Annotated in this window: 12 protein-coding genes and 1 pseudogene; 9 read left to right on the top strand and 4 right to left on the bottom strand. The window is 28.9% G+C overall.

The genetic code is table 11. From position 1 onward, the window contains the following. Nucleotides 1-175 precede the first annotated feature (175 nt). The 6 genes and pseudogenes from MR76_RS01140 (at nucleotide 176) to MR76_RS01115 (ending at nucleotide 13,177) form a co-directional block, all read left to right on the top strand. A complete protein-coding gene (locus tag MR76_RS01140) occupies nucleotides 176-1,222 on the top strand; it encodes a hypothetical protein (protein ID WP_024071866.1) in 1,047 nt (348 codons plus the stop codon). 360 nt (nucleotides 1,223-1,582) lie between these two features. After that, a pseudogene (locus MR76_RS01135) lies at nucleotides 1,583-2,359 on the top strand (ATP-dependent helicase); the annotation flags it as partial. A gap of 290 nt (nucleotides 2,360-2,649) precedes the next feature. Continuing rightward, a complete protein-coding gene (locus tag MR76_RS01130; RefSeq protein WP_024071864.1) occupies nucleotides 2,650-3,723 on the top strand; it encodes a hypothetical protein in 1,074 nt (357 codons plus the stop codon). 342 nt (nucleotides 3,724-4,065) lie between these two features. Beyond that, entirely contained in the window at nucleotides 4,066-5,061 is a 996-nt protein-coding gene (locus MR76_RS01125; RefSeq protein ID WP_024071863.1) for a hypothetical protein, read from the top strand. Nucleotides 5,062-8,180: 3,119 nt separating this feature from the next. Beyond that, nucleotides 8,181-9,350 (top strand): hypothetical protein, encoded by a 1,170-nt coding sequence (locus tag MR76_RS01120; protein ID WP_024071861.1) that lies wholly within the window; start codon nucleotides 8,181-8,183, stop codon nucleotides 9,348-9,350. Between the two features lie 626 nt (nucleotides 9,351-9,976). Next, nucleotides 9,977-13,177 carry a hypothetical protein gene (locus MR76_RS01115; protein WP_024071860.1) on the top strand — a complete coding sequence of 1,067 codons (3,201 nt, stop codon included), beginning with the start codon at nucleotides 9,977-9,979 and terminating at the stop codon, nucleotides 13,175-13,177. A 644-nt stretch (nucleotides 13,178-13,821) separates the two neighbouring features. On the opposite strand, the gene MR76_RS04785 is transcribed toward MR76_RS01115, so the two are convergent. Further along, complete coding sequence (locus tag MR76_RS04785) at nucleotides 13,822-14,466, bottom strand: hypothetical protein (protein ID WP_144445923.1); 645 nt, start codon at nucleotides 14,464-14,466, stop codon at nucleotides 13,822-13,824. A 25-nt stretch (nucleotides 14,467-14,491) separates the two neighbouring features. Here MR76_RS04785 and MR76_RS04780 point away from each other — a divergent pair, with 25 nt between their 5' ends. The 3 genes from MR76_RS04780 to mnmA all read left to right on the top strand — a co-directional run bounded on the left by MR76_RS04780 (nucleotide 14,492) and on the right by mnmA (nucleotide 18,378). Continuing rightward, nucleotides 14,492-15,439 (top strand): hypothetical protein, encoded by a 948-nt coding sequence (locus tag MR76_RS04780; protein ID WP_144445922.1) that lies wholly within the window; start codon nucleotides 14,492-14,494, stop codon nucleotides 15,437-15,439. A 385-nt stretch (nucleotides 15,440-15,824) separates the two neighbouring features. Continuing rightward, complete coding sequence (locus tag MR76_RS01105; RefSeq protein ID WP_024071858.1) at nucleotides 15,825-16,838, top strand: P-loop NTPase family protein; 1,014 nt, start codon at nucleotides 15,825-15,827, stop codon at nucleotides 16,836-16,838. Between the two features lie 436 nt (nucleotides 16,839-17,274). Beyond that, on the top strand, nucleotides 17,275-18,378 hold the full coding sequence (gene mnmA / locus MR76_RS01100) for a tRNA 2-thiouridine(34) synthase MnmA (protein ID WP_024071857.1): 1,104 nt from the start codon (nucleotides 17,275-17,277) through the stop codon (nucleotides 18,376-18,378). Nucleotides 18,379-19,207: 829 nt separating this feature from the next. Here the strand turns inward: mnmA and MR76_RS04695 are convergent. From MR76_RS04695 to MR76_RS01090, 3 genes are all read right to left on the bottom strand, one after another. Then, nucleotides 19,208-19,351: a demethoxyubiquinone hydroxylase family protein gene (locus MR76_RS04695; protein WP_024071856.1), complete on the bottom strand. Its 144-nt coding sequence runs from the start codon at nucleotides 19,349-19,351 to the stop codon at nucleotides 19,208-19,210. Between the two features lie 134 nt (nucleotides 19,352-19,485). Further along, nucleotides 19,486-19,998, bottom strand: a complete 513-nt coding sequence (locus tag MR76_RS01095) for a demethoxyubiquinone hydroxylase family protein (RefSeq protein ID WP_024071855.1) — start codon at nucleotides 19,996-19,998, stop codon at nucleotides 19,486-19,488. Continuing rightward, nucleotides 19,982-20,461 carry a disulfide bond formation protein B gene (locus MR76_RS01090; RefSeq protein ID WP_024071854.1) on the bottom strand — a complete coding sequence of 160 codons (480 nt, stop codon included), beginning with the start codon at nucleotides 20,459-20,461 and terminating at the stop codon, nucleotides 19,982-19,984. Before MR76_RS01090 ends, MR76_RS01095 begins: the two co-directional genes overlap by 17 nt.

The raw sequence follows: 20,461 nt of genomic DNA, 5'->3' as shown, positions 1-20,461 counted from the left end.
AATTATATAAACATATAATATACATTGGTAAGAATAATTACAAATATTTCAATATATAATTATTGCATGTATATTCATAGATGTAATATAATTAAAAAGTTATACTAATTCACTAATCATTAAGGAATTATATATTATATTATTATCCACATTTCATCATTACATAGGCCTCCAAATGTTAACTCAACTCAGAAATAGCTGGCAGAAACTTAGTATTCCATCATTTGTGAAGCTTCTAGGGAGCTCTAACGTAAGTCATTTTAGAGATATAAAGTATGATAAATCCATAAGTGGTGAACAAACTTGGAAAGACCTTCGAAGAAATACGGTAAAAGTAAACGGGAATTATGCTAAGTTTTTTCAGGTAATTGATGCCCATACAACAAATAATGGAACACCGAGAGACAATGAGTATCGTAAAATTTTATATAAAATACTTGGTGCAAAATTTTATGAGCACTCAAATATAAAAATCAGTGAAGATCTTGTAGACGAATGTGTAACGATACTAAACCAAAACTGTCTATTCGGAGCATTCATAGAAATACCAACGTGTCTTGGGGAAGATATAAAGGACAGAATGCATGCTAATCATGATATTGTTCCAAGTATAGAGACGTCTGAGGCTGAAATTAAAATCATATCAGAATCAAATTTAGCAATAACGCACAGAGAATCATTGTTCTTGAGAAATTCGAACGACGGCAGCTCCATATCTAGGGTAAATACACTACTATCCTTTAATATAAGTTCAAATGATGACGGTACAGTAACATACAGTAACTCCAAAATATCACTTGAAATACCACAAGACTTAGCATTAAATATACTTCGTATATGTCCCCTCAGAATGGCAAATATGTTTGTTCCTATTAAGAATGCCATCCGCAAAATATCGTCATTTTGCACTGGTACTCTTTTTCAGAAAGTAGCACCGTATAACATAATACATGGCCCTGATACATTGACAATAGGATGTAGTTTACCAGATTATAAATGTTCACCAGTAGCAATGACATCTAAAACAGAGAATCCACAAAAAAACTATCAGCAAAGTCAATACCAAACTCGCAGCACATTTACTCCCCCACAACACTTATCAGAGAATACACGCAAACCCACAGGCAATTCAAATAAAGATCCTCAACAACATGTCAAAGAAATACGCAAACCAAAAGTACAGCCACAAAAAAACCCTAAGACTGAATCCCGCTCTTTGTAATAAAAAGTTTGATACTTATGAGATCTGTATTTACATACTCATTATCTTGCTTAAAATTCCATATACAAATGCACTATATGCTCTTATACTAAGGTTAAAATACTATAAGAAATCTATATAAGCTATAAAATAGTAAAAATTATAGTATATTTAACCATCAATGATGTATGTTTAAGCTTAATAATATAACATTTATTAACAAGTTTTACTTGTATAAAAACATTACTTAACCATGCAAATGTACATTATTATAATTCTATATTATAGAAATTTACAAAAAAAGATTAAATTGTTTAATAATTATGCTATAACGAACACAGGCTACAAAAACATGAATGACATATTAACTATAATATTATCAAAGAAATCCATAATATCATTGCTTACTTAAAAATCACAGTCAATCCTAATAATGATATCGCCTTTGAAAGAATAATTAACAAACCTAAACGACATATAGGAGCATCAACACTCAATAAAATATATCTATGTGCCAAACAAAATAATACCTATTTTTTAAATGCAGCAAAAATCCTAATCTCGGATAATCTATTGCCTGATAAAGCATCTAGATCCTTAATTAATTTACTAAATAAGATTAACTCTTGGAAAGAATCTTTATCATCTGATTCAATATCAAACACTGTTAAAATGATAGCCTATGATTCAGGATACATAGATATGTTAGAAAATGAAGGTGAAAATGGCCTAGCAAGAGCAGAAAATATAAAAGAACTTTTTTCTGCACTATTAAGTTTTAATGATGTAAACGAATTTTTAGAACACATCAGTCTTGTCACAGAAACAGATTCATCAAATTACAATGACAACTACACCTATATCATGACACTGCATGCAGCAAAAGGATTAGAATTTCCCATAGTTTTTTTACCTGGATGGGAAGAAGGAGTATTCCCACATGAAAAATCTTTACAAGATAGGACAGGAGATGCATTGGAAGAAGAAAGAAGATTAGCTTATGTTGGAATTACACGGGCACGTCAGCAACTATTCATATCATGCGTAGCAGTAAGAGACATCAACAACTGGCGCCAACAAATGAAAATATCAAGATTTATCAAGGAATTACCTGCAGAACATGTACAAGTCATAAAAAACATTTCAAGCTATTATTAAATAATACCATTTTCAATACATGTTTTACATTCTCACAACAGAATAGCAAGTTATCTCCTAATTATTAACATACACTACTATAATCAGCAGTATTGTATTAAATTTCAACAGCATACAAATTATATAAACATATAATATACATTGGTAAGAATAATTACAAATATTTCAATGTATAATTATTGCATGTATATTCATAGATGTAATATAATTAAAAAGTTATACTAATTCACTAATCATTAAAGAATTATATAATATTATTATATACATTTCATCATTACATAGGCCTCCAAATGTTAACTCAACTCAGAAATAGCTGGCAGAGACTTAGGATTCCATCATTTGTTAGAGCTTTAAGACAATTTGACTTGCACAATACTAGAAATATACAGTATCCTGACTGTAAAAGCGGCAGGATAGCTTGGTTAGACTTTCCAAGAAGTCCACTAGTGGTAAATGGACAGCCTACTGGTTTTAATGCTCTAATCAGTAGTTATAACAGAAAGTACAAACCACCAGAAGACTGTGACTATCGTAAAATTTTACATAAAATGATCTTTTCAACATTTAAGAAGATCTCAAATCAAAACATCAGTCCACCTCTTGTAGACGAATGTGTAACACTATTAAATCAAGCATCTTTATATGGGGCATCACTAAGAATATTAAATATTCTTACGCAAGATATGCAAGACAGGATGTCTCTTGATAGGACGATTGTTCCAACTATGAACACGTATGGTACTCAAATCGAAACCTTATCAGAATCAATTTTAACAATACATCATACAGAACAACTGATACTTAGAGACATTGAAACTGGCAACCCCATATCTAACATCAGTGCAACAATACACTTTGATATGAGTTCAGATAATGACGCTAAAGTAACATACAGTAACCCCAAAATATCACTTGAAATACCACAAGACTTAGCATCAAGGATACTTCCTCCTATGGCTAGCCTCAGAATGGCAAATATGCTTGTTCCCTTGAGTAATGCCTTCCACAGAATACAATCATTGTTTACTGGTATACCTTTTCAGAAAATAAAACCATATGAAATAATGCGTAAAAGTAATGCATTAACAATAGAATGTAAGTTACCACATTACAGCTGCATACCAGTAACAATACCTGACATAGCAAATCAAAAAGAAAAGGATAAGCAAAAACAGCAAAGTCAATACCAAACTCGCAGCACATTTACTCCCCCACACTCATCAGAGAATAAACGCAAACTCACAGGCAATTCAAATAAAGATTCTCAACAACAACAAAATCAGCCATTGAGTGTTTCTGCAAAAATATGCGAACCAAAAGTACAGCCACAAAAAAACCCTAAGATTGAGTCCCGCTCTTTGTAATAAAAAGTTTGATACTTATGAGATCTGTATTTACATACTCATTATCTTGCTTAAAATTCCATATACAAATGAACCATTGACTATATCCCCTTATAGTAAGGTCTAAATACTATAAGAGGTCTATAAGCTATAAATATAGTAAACACAAAACTGTAGTATATTCAACATCAATGATGCATGCTTAATAATATACATTTTATTGACAAGTTTTACTTATATAAAAACATTACTTAACCATGCAAATATACCTTATGATAATTCTATGTTATAAAAATTTACAAAAAAGATTAACTTATTAAATAATCAGGCTATAATAAATATAAGCCACACATAACATAGAACATGTATAAAGTATTAACTATAATTAGTATTATTGCATTAACAATACTAATAATTACCTTCTTATTATTTCATAATATTCGCAAGGAAACTCATGAAGTATTTTTTGATAAACAATTACCCAATATCTCTAGAGATTTTATACAAACAATATTTGATACATCAAACAATAAACAACTAAATACAACAAGATTATCAACCAAGATTCTTAGCGATAAATTAGCTATAGCTATGCCTAATTTAAATGACAATCTATTTAAACAACTTCCTAAAATACTAGCATTTTATCAATCACAAAATATATCTAACAAATATATTAATAAACATTTCCAATATATATTACAATCGCTAGGCAGACAAACAACATATAATAATCTTAAATCACAGCATTCTAGAATCGCTTTAGCTGCAACTTTAGATTATATATTTCAAGCATCAAGCAAATCAACAATCAATTCAGATATCATACATGAAATAGTTAATCACTTTCATCAAGAGATATATGAACAGGTAGGAGCTAAAATATTAGATTATATTTTTAATACAGGTCAAACTCTTACTCATATTATTAAAGCTATGGCTCACATGATAGAATTTACAATATACGACTATAACCTAATAGCTATTACCATAATTACTAGTATGTCATTGTCTACAACCATAGAACCTAATAAGGTACATTATTTTAATACTGCCTTCTATTTTTATATGTCACCAGCAAAGAACCAAGAAAAAAATGATAAATCTATATTATATAGCAACATAATCTTTATCTTATTCCTACCTAATAGTATGAAACATTATATTACAAAAGAAAAATGTAATATAAGAAATACATGTTCTTCTTTTATAAGAAAAGATCCTGACTGTGCCATACTACACTATCACGATCAAGACGAAATTAACCCTGATATCTCTATTCTAGAATATTGCTTATCAGACATAAAAGCCAGCTCACTATTTAAAAATAGAATAGAAAATAATATACAAACCTTATAAGACACCAGCATAACTTTACGTATACTACTTTATAAATATAATTATTGTCCTATAGAATTGACAAGCCTACAATATTACAAATAGCACAAGTAATTGCTTATAGCATTCATACTATGAGTGTCATATATTTTTCCACAAATATATCCATAATATCACACTACCCTTATTATACATACTACAGACAAATAAGTACTTACAAAATATGTCAAACATCAAAAAAACAATCCAATAAAACTTTAGCATTTGATGATTACATTTTAAGTATACAAAAAAATTTCTTTTATATCTGTCAATTAACATTTAGACAAATCATACAATAATAAAATTCTTAATCATCGCTGCTATCATATTATCTGTATTGACGACAAACACTTATCATTTATCTCAGTACCCATAAGGTTCTATAGAATGATATTTGTATACACATACCAAATATATTAGCATGTTCCATTAAAATATGTTCTTTTTAATAGAGCATAATAAAAAAAATGTTATAATAGGAAAGTACTATCCCATCATTTCAGTAAACTCAATATCTAATACACGACATTTGTTATAAAGAAGCCTATAGAAAATATTACCAGATCTATAAAAAACCACTCTTTATACGATCAACAACTATTAGGCATATCACCTTAACACCTACAAATATGATGGAATCAAGTTTCCACTACGTTCTATTACATAGTATTTACATTACTCTAAAATAGCAAAACATTTAAAGTGTCTCGCACAACTTACGTGTAAATAACACATGAAGCATAAATAATTTTTATAAAAATTGATATAATGCATTAAAATAAAATATAAGATGCTCAATCATATATTAAATAACAGACTGACATCCATATGTTATAACAAGTACCACAATCAAAAACTCTTATAACCTCATCTTGAATACACGTAACAAAATTAAACGATATCCACAAGATAGTTAAAATCTTTCCATATACAATGTATCTAATAATAGAATATTATTTTGTCTTTAACCGAGAAAATAACAACTTATATCTAAAAATATATATTTTATCCCCCAAGAAATTAGGATAGGATCTCATTATTAATGACATATCAAAAGATTGTAATTTTGCTATGCTATTTACTGAAATAATCGCCTGATACCCATCATATAATACAATATAAATTACTATATAACAATTAGAATGAGAAGTTTGCTACTCCATTTCTTGCTTCTGCAAAAACACTATTATATATAAGTGAATCGACATACTATATCCTAGTTCATAGTTAATAGAGTTACAGTAATTTTTTAGCTAATATTAACAAATATTTATATTAATAGTTAATTTTTATAATGAATATCATAATTTTTTTCTTATAAAAACATAATATTAACACTGTTAATTAAGTTTTTCACAATAAATCTTAATACTACATTAAAATCTTAGGCACTATAATCATGATGCATAATTCTATAAATTTTATAATAGAAATTTCCATTTTAGTGTCACTATTAATTTTTGTTATATGGCTAGCCTTTGCTTTATTTAAATGTTCACTACAAGAATAACAACCAGTTGTACCACTTGATACAAATATTCACATATCACAGAAAAAATTACACAAATTAATGTGTCGCATTTCTAACGAGAACCCAGATATTGATACTATAATATGTTATCCAACAGAGATCTTAGAAAGGTTCAAAGTTTCATAATTAATGATACTGATATTATACAAGAATCATTCTCCAAGGACTATGATAGATTATCAAAAATGGTACAGAATGACACATAACAACATCATATGAATCGCTTACCCATAATGAAGAGATAATCCTAACTCCAGCAAAAAAACACATTAAAAGCATAAAACGCAACACTTAATGTAGAGTATATAAAAAAATGTCATGATTTATTTGTGGTAGAGCAATAACAGCTGCAATCTTTGAACATGTATTCCACAAGTATGGTTCTTTAATCCCCAGGACAAATATAATACATGAATTAGCCAACCATTGTAATCCAGCAGGCTATTATTCTATGCCTCTAAGATTTGTTAAAGGAATTTTTAAGAAAAAAATCGATATTAGTCAAGCAGATATCCAAGATATATGTATAACACTTAACAACTACAAGCTTAAATTATTGTATTCTTACAAACTTTATAATACCATATGAAGGTAAAAATGAAAAATTATCATGTAAATTAGAATTCACCATAACATTACCAGACTCACAGGATTTTTCAGACGTATGCTATAAAAATATAACTTAAGATTATGCATACCTAATACAATGGACAGTGTATATTACACCTCTTTCCCCTGTTAATTCCGATAAATCTTGTATTGATTCAGCTGCATTAATTTATAAGTATTATAATAATGATAAACCCTCACTTACATATTCCTTACCACACTCACTGCAAATACCTTCATTAATAAACAAACAAAATTTTAAGTCAGTATATGATTTTTCTGGTACATACATTCAACATTACTTGCACACAACACAACAACATTGTTAATAAACTTAATCAATATTGTTGTCTAAAGTTGTACAGAAAGTAACATATTGCTGCTTCCATTAGTTGACATAAGATACTGTATATTGCACATATACCTATATTAGCTATAATGGGTTATTTTGTTGCTTCTTTACTCTTACTAGTGTAGTATTTTTTTGATAAGTTAAAATATCTTACATATTATATAATAACCAAATAATTAATATGTCACAATTTTTAAATAGATACTATTACAATTTAAGATTGCAGATAGTAAAATCAGTATAACACTGATATTAGTATAACCAATTACACCTTAATTTTAGAACAGATTTTCTTAAACATAAGTTCCAATATAATAATTCAACAAAACATTACACACAAGCCAACCATTCCAATATTTCACATCACCATAATAAAAAAATTCCTACTCAAACTCATAAGCAGATCTCAAGCATACTATAGAAAAATATTAATTAAGACAATATTTCTTAATTTGTAATTTAATAATCCTCAACTATTTCTATCTAAATAATTAATAGATATTGTTGATTTTTTATAAGAATCCTATATAGTATGCATTGTGTTAATAAAGATTACTTTTCATAGCAAAATATTAATATCATGTTAAAATCTTAGGTACAATAACCATGGCACATAGTTCTACACTAAAAATTTCTATCTTAGTATCATTACTCTTAATCTTTGTGATATTGCTAGCGTTTAATTTATTTAAATATTTACAACGAAAACAACAAGTTTCTGCTACACTATCTGATAATGAACAACCTCCAGCTATACAAGGCAATGCTACACCATGCCATGATATTACACCAACTAATACAAATATCAATATACAATGGGAAGAATTACTCAAATTAATATGTGGCATTTCTACTAACGAGAACTCAAATGCTCCTATTATAAGAGGCATTACACCCGACAGAAGTTTTAGAAATATTCCAATCATCAAAATTAACGAGATGCTGTTTGTTGAGCCAGAATCATTACTCTACAATTATAATAAATTATCACAAATAGTAGCAACTTCAATACCGTACAACTCATATCAATCACTTCCCAATGATGAAAAGACAATCATGGATATAACAAAAAAACACATTAAAAGCATAAAAGCAACACTTAATATCCAGAATGAAGAATGTTGTCGTATATTCCATAATAGAATAACAATAGCTGCAATCCTTGAACATATATTTAATAAGTATTGGCATTCCATTCCTAATATAAATATAATACATGAGCTAGTTAACCATTATAATCCCGCAGAAGAACAACATCGTGATATGCCTCTGAAATTTCTCGAACTAGTTTTTAAGGAATGCCCAGAAATCGATATCAGTAAAGCACGTATCCAGTTTACATACATGATGTTTAAAGAAGTAAAGACTACAGGCTTAAATTGTTCTATTACAACAAACGTTATAATACCTTATAAAGGTGAAAGTGAAAAACTAGCATGTAAATTAGAATTCACCATAAGATCACCAGATTCACAAGATTTTTCACACGTATGCTATGAAAATATAAGTTTAATATTATTCATATCTGATAGAATGAATCTACATATTACATCTCCTTCTTCTACTAATAATTCCTTTATAGCCAATGCTGATTCCGCTAGATTAACTAGTCATACTACTAGTGTGCAACAGGGTAATCGTTGCACACAACTTAAATACTCATTATTCCCAAGCTTACAGCCGCCTTTATTAATAAGTAAAGAAAATTACGCGGCATGTGATCTTGCTAGCACATCTATTGAAAATTACCAACACACAACACAACAACATTGTTAACAAATTTAATATATTGTTGCCCAAAGTTTACAAAAGTAACATATTGCTGCTTCCATTAGTTGACATAAGATACTGTATTATTGCACATATACCTATATTAGCTATAGTAGGTTACTTTGTTGCTTCTTTACTCTTACTAGTGTAGTATTTTTTTGATAAGTTAAAATATCTTACATATTATATAATAACCAAATAATTAATATGTCACAATTTTTAAATAGATACTATTACAATTTAAGATTGCAGATAGTAAAATCAGTATAACACTGATATTAGTATAACCAATTACACCTTAATTTAGAATAGATTTTCTTAAACATAAGTTCCAATATAATAATTCAACAAAACATTACACACAAGCCAACCATTCCAATATTTCACATCATCATAATAAAAAAATTCCTACTCAGATTCATAAGCAGATCTCAAGCATACTATAGAAAAATATTAATTAAGACGATATTTCTTAATTTGTAATTTAATAATCCTTAACTATTTCTATCTAAATAATTAATAGATATTGTTGATTTTTTATAAGAATCCTATATAGTATGCATTGTTGTTAATAAAGATTACTTTTCATAGCAAAATATTAATATCATGTTAAAATCTTAGGTACAATAACCATGGCACATAGTTCTACACTAAAAATTTCTATCTTAGTATCATTACTCTTAATCTTTGTGATATTGCTAGCGTTTAGTTTATTTAAATATTTACAACGAAAACAACAAGTTACTGCTACACTATCTGATGATGAACAACCTCCAGCTATACAAGGCAATGCTACACCATGCCATGATATTATACCAATTAGTCAAAATATCAATATACCACGGGCAGAATTACTCAAATTAATATGTGGCATTTCTACTAACGAGAACTCAAATGCTCCTATTATAAGAGGCATTACACCCGACAGAAGTTTTAGAAATATTCCAATCATCAAAATTAACGAGATGCTGTTTGTTGGGCCAGAATCATTACTCTACAATTATAATAAATTATCACAAATAGTAGCAACTTCAATACCGTACAACTCATATCAATCACTTCCCAATAATGAAAAGACAATCATGGATATAGCAAAAAAACACATTGAAAGCATACAAGCAACACTTAATATCCAGAATAAAGAATGTTGTCGTATATTCCATAATAGAATAACAATAGCTGCAATCCTTGAAGATATATTTAATAGGCATTGGTCTTTAACTCCTAATATAAGTATAATACATGAGCTAGTTAACCATTATAATCTCGCAGGAGAACAACATCGTGATATGCCTCTGAAATTTCTCAAACTAGTTTTTAAGGAATGCCCAGAAATCGATATCAGTAAAGCAACTACCCAGCATGCATTCATGATGTTTAAAGAAGTAAAGACTACAGGCTTAAATTGTTCTATTACAACAAACGTTATAATACCTTATAAAGGTATAAATGAAAAACTAGGATGTATTTTAGAATTCACCATAAGATCACAAGATCCACAAGATTTTTCACAAGTATGCTATGAAAATATAAGTTTAATATTATTAATACCTAATAGAATGAATCTACATATTACATCTCCTTCTTCTACTAATAATTCCTTTATAGCCAATGCTGATTCCGCTAGATTAACTAGTCATACTCCTAGTGTGCAACATGGTAATCGTTGCACACAACTTAAATACTCATTCCCAAACTTACAGCAGCCTTTATTAATGAAAATAGAAAATATTTATCATATACTAGATGATATACAACCTATTTATACTACACCAGATGATGTACCCCCTGCTATACAAACTACTAGTCCATCATCTGCTGATACACCATGCGATGATATTACATCACGGGCAGAATTACTCAAATTAATATGTGGCATTTCTACTAACGAAAACCCAAATGCTCATATTATAAGAGGCATTACACCCGACAGAAGTTTTAGAAATATTCCAATCATCAAAATTAACGAGATGCAGTGTGTTGAGCCAGAACCATTACTCGAGAATTATAATAAATTATCACAAATAGTAGAAACTTCAATACCGGTCAACTCATATCAATCACTTCCCAATGATGAAAAGATAATCATTGATATAGCAAAAAAACACATTGAAAGCATACAAGCAACACTTAATATCCAGAATGAAGAATGTTGTCGTATATTCCATAATAGAATAACAACAGCTGCAATCCTTGAAGATATATTTAATAGGCATTGGTCTTTAACTCCTAATATAAGTATAATACATGAGCTAGTTAACCATTATAATCCCGCAGGAGGACGACATTGTTATATGCCTCTGAAATTTCTCGAACTAGTTTTTAAGGAATGCCCAGAAATCGATATCAGTAAAGCAACTAACCCTCCTCATGAATTCATGATATTTAAAGAAAAGACTACAGGCTTAAATTGTTGTATTACAACAAGCGTTATGATATCTTATAAAGGTAAAGATGAAAAACTAGCATGTATTTTAGAATTCACCATAAGATCACCAGATTCACAAGATTTTTCACACGTATACTATGAAAATATAACTTTAACAGTATTTATACCTAATAAAATGAATCTACATATTACATCTCCTTCTTCTACTAATAATTCCTTTATAGCCAATGCTGATTCCGCTAAATTAACTAGTCATCCTCCTAGTGTGCAACAGGGTGATCTTTGCACACAACTTAAATACTCATTCCCAAACTTACAGCCGCCTTTATTAATGAAAATAGAAAATATTTATCATATACTATGTGATATACAACCTATTTATACTACACCAGATGATGTACCCCCTGCTATACAAACTACTAGTCCATCATCTGCTGCTACACCATGCGATGATATTATATCAATTAGTAAAAATATCAATATATCACAGGCAGAATTACTCAAATTAATATGTGGCATTTCTACTAACGAGAACTCAAATGCTCCTATTATAAGAGGCATTACACTCGACAGAAGTTTTAGAAATATTCCACTCATCAGAATTAATGAGAGGCCGTTTGTTGGGACAGGATTATTACTCGAGAATTATAATAAATTATCACAAATAGTAGCAACTTCAATACCGGACAACTCATATCAATCACTTCCCAATGATGAAAAGACAATCATGGATATAGCAAAAAAACACATTGAAAGCATAAAAGCAACACTTAATATCCAGAATGAAGAATGTTGTCGTATATTCCATAATAGAATAACAATAGCTGCAATCCTTGAAGATATATTTAATAGGCATTTGTCTTTAACTCCTAATATAAGTATAATACATGAGCTAGTTAACCATTATAATCCCGCAGAAGAACAACATCGTGATATGCCTCTGAAATTTCTCGAACTAGTTTTTAAGGAATGCCCAGAAATCGATATCAGTAAAGCCCGTATACATCATGCATTCATGATGTTTAAAGAAATAAAGACTACAGGCTTAAATTGTTCTATTATAACAAGCGTTATAATACCTTATAAAGGTATAAATGAAAAACTAACATGTAAATTAGAATTCACCATAAGATCACCAGATTCACAAGATTTTTCACACGTATGCTATGAAAATATAAGTTCAATATTATCAATACCTAATAGAATGAATCTACATATTACATCTCCTTCTATGAATCACCATACCCGTAGTGATCATCTTATATCAATAATTGGTTGTATTCCTGATGTGCAGGCTGATAATAATAATTACACCAAGTTTAAATATTCGGTCCCAAACTTACAGCCGCCTTTATTAATAAGTAAACAAAATTTTAACGCGGCATGTGGTCTTGCTAGCACATCTATTGAAAATTACCAACACACAACACAACAACATTGTTAACAAACTTAATATATTGTTGCCCAAAGTTTACAAAAGTAACATATTGCTGCTTCCATTAGTTGACATAAGATACTGTATATTGCACATATACCTATATTAGCTATAGTAGGTTACTTTGTTGCTTCTTTACTCTTATTAGTGTAGTATTTTTTTGATAAGTTAAAATATCTTACATATTATATAATAACCAAATAATTAATACGTCATAACTTTTAAATAAGATACTATTAAAATGTAAAATTGCGGGCAATAAAACCAGCATAGCAGTGATATTATATTAGTACCACTAATTGCAACCTTAATTTTAGAACAGATTTTCTTAAACATAAGTTCCAATATAATAATTCAACAAAACATTACACACAAGCCAACCATTCCAATATTTCACATCATCATAATAAAAAAATTCCTACTCAGATTCATAAGTAGATCTCAAGCATTTTATACTAGGGAAAATACTAAGATGTCAATTTACGTAATATATCCTTAGCTTATAATTAATAAAATTATAGTAATCTTTTAGCTAATATTAATGATATGCAAATAAACAATTAATTCATAAAGAAGTATTATAAATTCTTGCAACAAATCCTTAATATGATAATATTATTAGTAATAAATATTATTATTTACATAACAAATATTTAATATTGCATTAAGAATTTAGGTGTTCCAACCATGATGTATACTTCTAAACTAAAAATCGCTGTTTTAGCGTTATTATTATCAATCCTTATTATATTGCTAGTAGCTGTTTTATTTGAATCTTTACAAAAACAACTACCACCATCTCCTACCCATGCAGGTACTACAGAAAACACAATACCCAAAGAGAGTGCTAAAGCACCTAATACATCTGTTACACCACCTATCCAGAAAGAAGAAACCACAATACCCAAAGAGAGTGCTAAAGCACCTAATACATCTGTTACACCACCTATCCAGAAAGAAGAAACCACAATACCCAAAGAGAGTGCTAAAGCACCTAATACATCTGTTACACCACCTATCCAGAAAGAAGAAACCACAATACCCAAAGAGAGTGCTAAAGCACCTAATACATCTGTTACACAATCTATCCAGAAATTTGAAGAAACCACAATACCCAAAAAGAGTGCTAAAGCACCTAATACATCTGTTACACAATCTATCCAGAAATTTGAAGAAACCACAATACCCAAAAAGAGTGCTACAGAACCTAATACATCTTTTATAACACTACCTGTCCCTAGAAAAAATCCAGTAGATAATATTACCTTACACAAGAAGAAATTATCAACAACAAACAATCTTGAACTTCACACAAATACAAAAATGTCACATAAAAGACTAACTAAAAACATACTTAGAAATATTTATACACCAACATCAGATCAGATTGATATTACCAAACTAACTGATAAAGAGCTTCAACAATATTTGAACAATGCTTATGATATTACTACTGCAAAACCACTCACCGAGGATCATGCTAAATTATTAAAAATAGTAAAAGATCCAAGCCTAACAATATCAGACACCCCTGGTGATGATGGTATCGCAAATTTAGTAAGAAAACACATTGAACATATAAAGTCAGCACTCTGTATAGATGAGACAACATGCCGTACTATATTCCATAATAGAGTAATTATGGCTGCAATCCTAGAGAATATGTTTATCAAAAAATATAATACAGCTCCTGATACAACATTGATAAATGAACTAGTCACCCATTGTCATAAAGAAGGATATTATAATATACCCATAGAATTTATTAAGGCACTTTTTAAGAATAAACACAAAAAGTCCTATATTATCTACCATGGCAACAGTGAAATTGATTGTTCACTTTCTATATCACAACTAAACCCAACAGAATTACAGTATAGTATTGCTGGAAATTTTATAATAAACAATAAACAAGATAGAAATGAAGCTGCAGAAGCAGGCTATCTATTACAATTCATAATAACATCACTCAATGAATCTTCAAACATATGCTATAAAGATATAAGGCTACAATTAACCCTACCTAATACAATAAGCAGTTGTATTCCAGATTGTACCCATAACCACGATCAAGAAGCTAGCGGTCCTTGTATGTATTTAGCTAGTAAATCAAAGATAAAAGCAGATGATAATACCACCACTGTTGTATATCATTACTCAGATTCAATCCAGACCTCTACATTAATAAATAAACAATATCTTAATACTGTATGTAATATTCTTAGTAATCCGTTAATTCAATCCCAACAACAAACAACACAGCAACAATAACTATTATTATAACTTTAATTAATATGACTATTGAAAGTTGTACAGAGTTAGTACTGCTGTTTCATTAAGCAATAGACACTCTGTACAACTACACATATATTCATCATAGTGAGTTACAATAAGTTATGTATTATTTTTATTAACTGTAGTACTTTGTTTAGGAAAATATCTTAATATTAATAAAACTAAATAATTAATACTTCATGATTTTTTAATAAAACATTATCAAAAACATCGCTTTAAGTAACAATGTAGGATAATTACTAGTACACACATACTTAAACCACTTATAAAGATAAAATTAGCATTATTATAGTAACATATAAATAGATTTATGATAAATTCATATACTGCAATTTTGATAATGATGTTATAATAATAATATATGTTACTTTTTAACCAATTAATACAATCCTCTATAGGATATTCTTCCGATTACTTATACTTAACCTCAAACAATCCACCAGCCATCAGAAGATACAACAACATAGAATTCCTTCAAATAAAAAGCTTATATAGACAAGAGATAGAAGAAATTATAAAATCGATATTAAAAGCAGAAGAGTACAATATATACTTGGCACAAGGATTTTTTAATACAACACTTAACTTTAATAAATCTTATCAGTTACATATACATATTTCACATACTACTCAGTCTGTCAAAATCATAGTTGATATTATAAAAAATGAATTCACAGCAGCCCCAGAATTTGAAAAAGAATTACATAAAATAATTAGTCTATATTCAAAAGGATTACTACTACTTACCGGAAACATATGTAATAGCAACATTCTATCATTTATGTTGAATCAGATTAATAATAATCAAAAAAAACATGTATTAATTTTCAGCAATGATCAAGTACCAGTTCCAAAATCCAATAAAGCATTAATTAGTGTATATAATTTATCAGAAGCTGAACCTACATTTATTAAAAATCAAGCAGCCGATATTGTATTTTTTAGTAATTTTAATAATATCAATTTAGTACGCACAGCCATTATGTGTATCAATATGGGATTATTAACTATAGCATTCACTGACGCAATTTCATGTTTATGTGCTTTAGAAGAAATTATAGTGTTATTTCCACACAGAGAATCTATTTTGAAAATATTATCAACACATTTAATAGCTATAATAACACAAGTTTTTATAAATAACACATCTTCTGACAACTTATATCTACATGAGATTATAGAGTGTGACACTACGATACAAAAATTTATTATAGAAGATAATTTACCAGAAATTAAAAATTCAGGCATTATAAAAAAAATCAACCAGCTTATAGAAAAAAATCAAATACATTACCATGATGTACAGAACATATTAAAGAACTTATCAAATAACAAGCAATTATATACCGAGTCTGACTATAATGATCTTTTTTAATCATCACATGAAACTTTCACAAATCCAAAGTTATACTAATAACTTTGATATAATAGAACCATACCAACGTAAATCTTTAACGATACATTAATTACAATACAAGATAATACATACAATAGGAGTTAACATTTATCAAAATAAACATCTTACTCTAACAAAGTTGTCTTATTCTCAGATTACAACAACTACTTTATCAAGCTCATGTCAATCGAAAACTTTTAATAGCATACTAGTATTATAATATAAAATAATACATACAATAATACCACTCCAAATAATATCCAACTCTAACAAAGTAGGACACAAACTCACAAGCAATATCAAATACACAATAGACATGATATCACTGAAATAACATCTATCTTATTAACAATGAATTACATATTTCATGTATCAAAATTACATGTTATAATACTAAAAAGATATTTCATGAACAATGCTTAATGATTTCAAAATAGATCCACTGGTTAAAAACAAACCACCTTCATCAACAATTGCAGTTGTTGCTATGTCTGGTGGGGTTGATAGTTCAGTGGCAGCAGCACTACTCCACAAATTAGGATATAAAGTTATTGGAATCACTCTACAATTATACAACGATAATATTGGGAAAGGTACATGCTGTGGTAGTCGAGACACGCAAGATGCAAAACAAGTAGCATTAAGTATGGGGTTCCCACACTATACTCTTAACTACGAAAAAGTATTTAAAGAAGAAGTCATAGAAGATTTCATAGATATATATATGCAAGGAAAAACTCCTATACCATGCATAAAGTGTAACCAAGTTGTCAAATTTAGAGATTTACTTAACGCAACAAAATCACTCGGAGCAGATATTCTAGTTACCGGCCACTATATTAGGAAAGTAGAACAAGATGATGATATATACGTATATTCAAGTAAAGATACAAAAAAAGATCAAAGTTATTTTCTATTTGCAACTACAATAGAACAGTTAAAATTCCTTAGATTTCCACTAGGAAATTTTCATAAGGATAACATAAGAAAATTAGCAGAATATTTTAACTTATCAATAGCTAACAAACCAGACAGCCAAAATATATGTTTTGTTACAGACACATACAAAAACACCATTGCACAACTAAGACCACAAACTATAAAAAAAGGTAATATTGTAGATACTAATGGGAACATACTAGGCCAACATAATGGCATAGTAAATTTTACTGTCGGACAAAGAAGAGGTATTGGATTATCTTCTAAAGAGCCATTATACGTCATAAAATTAAACCCAAATACTAATGAAGTCATAGTAGGTCCTAAATCTGCACTACTACAAAACAAGCTACACATAGAAAAGATAAATTGGTTGGCTAAAGACAAAATTCCATGTAATGGATTAAACGTTAAAGTAAAATTAAGATCATCTCACTCAGGTAGCACAGCTATAATCCACCCAAACGACAACAATACAGCAACTATAACATTACACGACACATATTGTACGGTAACTCCTGGACAAGCATGCGTTATTTATGATGGAGATAGAATGTTAGGTGGAGGATGGATATATTAAATTTAACCACCATTTAATTTTCAAAATATTTTTTAATATCCATCAAAAAATCACAACCTGAGATCACACTGTATTATTATAAATATATATATTGTCCACAATACCTGAACAAACACATGTTTTATACTAGAGATAGAATGTTATGGAGAGAATTAATACACTGAATTTACCACCATTTAATTTTCAAAACATTTTTTAATGTCCATTTAAATGGATTCTTACAAACTTATAAATTTCATTAAGAAGCTACATAACAATATATTTTTTAATATCCATCAAAAAATCACAACCTGAGATCACACTGTATTATTATAAATATATATATTGTCCACAATACCTGAACAAACACATGTTTTATACTAGAGATAGAATGTTATGGAGAGAATTAATACACTGAATTTACCACCATTTAATTTTCAAAACATTTTTTAATGTCCATTTAAATGGATTCTTACAAACTTATAAATTTCATTAAGAAGCTACATAACAATTCTATTATTAATAATACATACATCCGGAGTTTACTTACAAAAGTATCTATAGCTTATATCACAATATTATTAACTTTTAATATTAAAGCGTACAGGCACTAGTATAACAAATCATACCAATCCACATAAAACATAATGCTTACAGACATATATTATAATAATCTAATTCTATAGGTATTCCAAGACACTTCTATCATTAAGCACTCAATAGATTCTCACATCTTTCTACATTTAAAACTAAACAATACAACAAATGACTATAGCTAGCATAATTATATTAACAGCTACTCATACTACACTTTTGCTACTAACTTCAAGTAAATTAACACAATGAAACGCTATATAATCTTAGAAATACAAATAGCAGCTTTACATGCCTTTTTTATAAAAAAAGATAATACCCTATAGTTACTAGCATTACCAAAATTATGAAACATAGCAGTATCATGATGTTCTAGCTCTTCATTACGAACATTAAGCACTCAATAGATTCTCACATCTTTCTACATTTAAAACTAAACAATACAACAAATGACTATAGCTAGCATAATTATATTAACAGCTACTCATACTACACTTTTGCTACTAACTTCAAGTAAATTAACACAATGAAACGCTATATAATCTTAGAAATACAAATAGCAGCTTTACATGCCTTTTTTATAAAAAAAGATAATACCCTATAGTTACTAGCATTACCAAAATTATGAAACATAGCAGTATCATGATGTTCTAGCTCTTCATTACGAAACTGAATAATCTTATCTTTTAACTCACCATCATCCAACATTGTTATTTGATCTCGATAATGATCACTTATTACATCTTCTACAGCAACAGTACAAGCCATAGCTGCATCTTCACCTATTAAGGCCGTAGTGATACCTAACATTACTCCCATAACATGCCATACTGGTAAAAAAACTGTAGGACGTATTCTTTTATCTTTCATTAAAGAATCAAAATAACTAAAATGTTTCTGTTCTTGTTTCTTCATTTCAACAATTTTCTGACCAACAGGCATTTTACGAAAAACAAATTCCTGACCAGAATATATACATACTGCCCCATATTCACCAGCATGATTTACTCGAATAGCCTGCTCTAATAGATTATCTTTTTGTAACATACTGCTTCACAAATAAATAAACACATAATATTAAACATAGCACACAATATATAAGATTGCACTCTGCCAGAGACAATCCCATAAATACAATACTAGGGCGATCACAAGATACTACTGTATTTACATTTAGCAAAGCATTTTTCAGATCATCAAAATTCAAAGATTTTATACTATCTGTACATCCTATAATATCTGCTACCAAACTATGTTCAAGAGCAACATGATAACCTGAAACGCATATATTACACACATAGCATAAGTACACCAACAAAGAAATAACTTTGGATGGTTTAAATAAATATATAATAAACAATCCAATAGTAATAAAATACGGTATACGCTCATATATACATAACTTACAAGGAGACATACCAAACAAATATTGAGCTATATACGCTATACCCAATGCAATAATACTTGCTACAAAAAGTAAAATTACACCATAATTCTTCTTCACATTCAT

This window comes from Ehrlichia muris AS145 (assembly GCF_000508225.1).
GTDB lineage: Bacteria > Pseudomonadota > Alphaproteobacteria > Rickettsiales > Anaplasmataceae > Ehrlichia > Ehrlichia muris.
The sequence above is the reverse complement of the archived record's forward strand: the minus strand, read 5'-3'. Positions and strand labels throughout refer to the sequence as shown.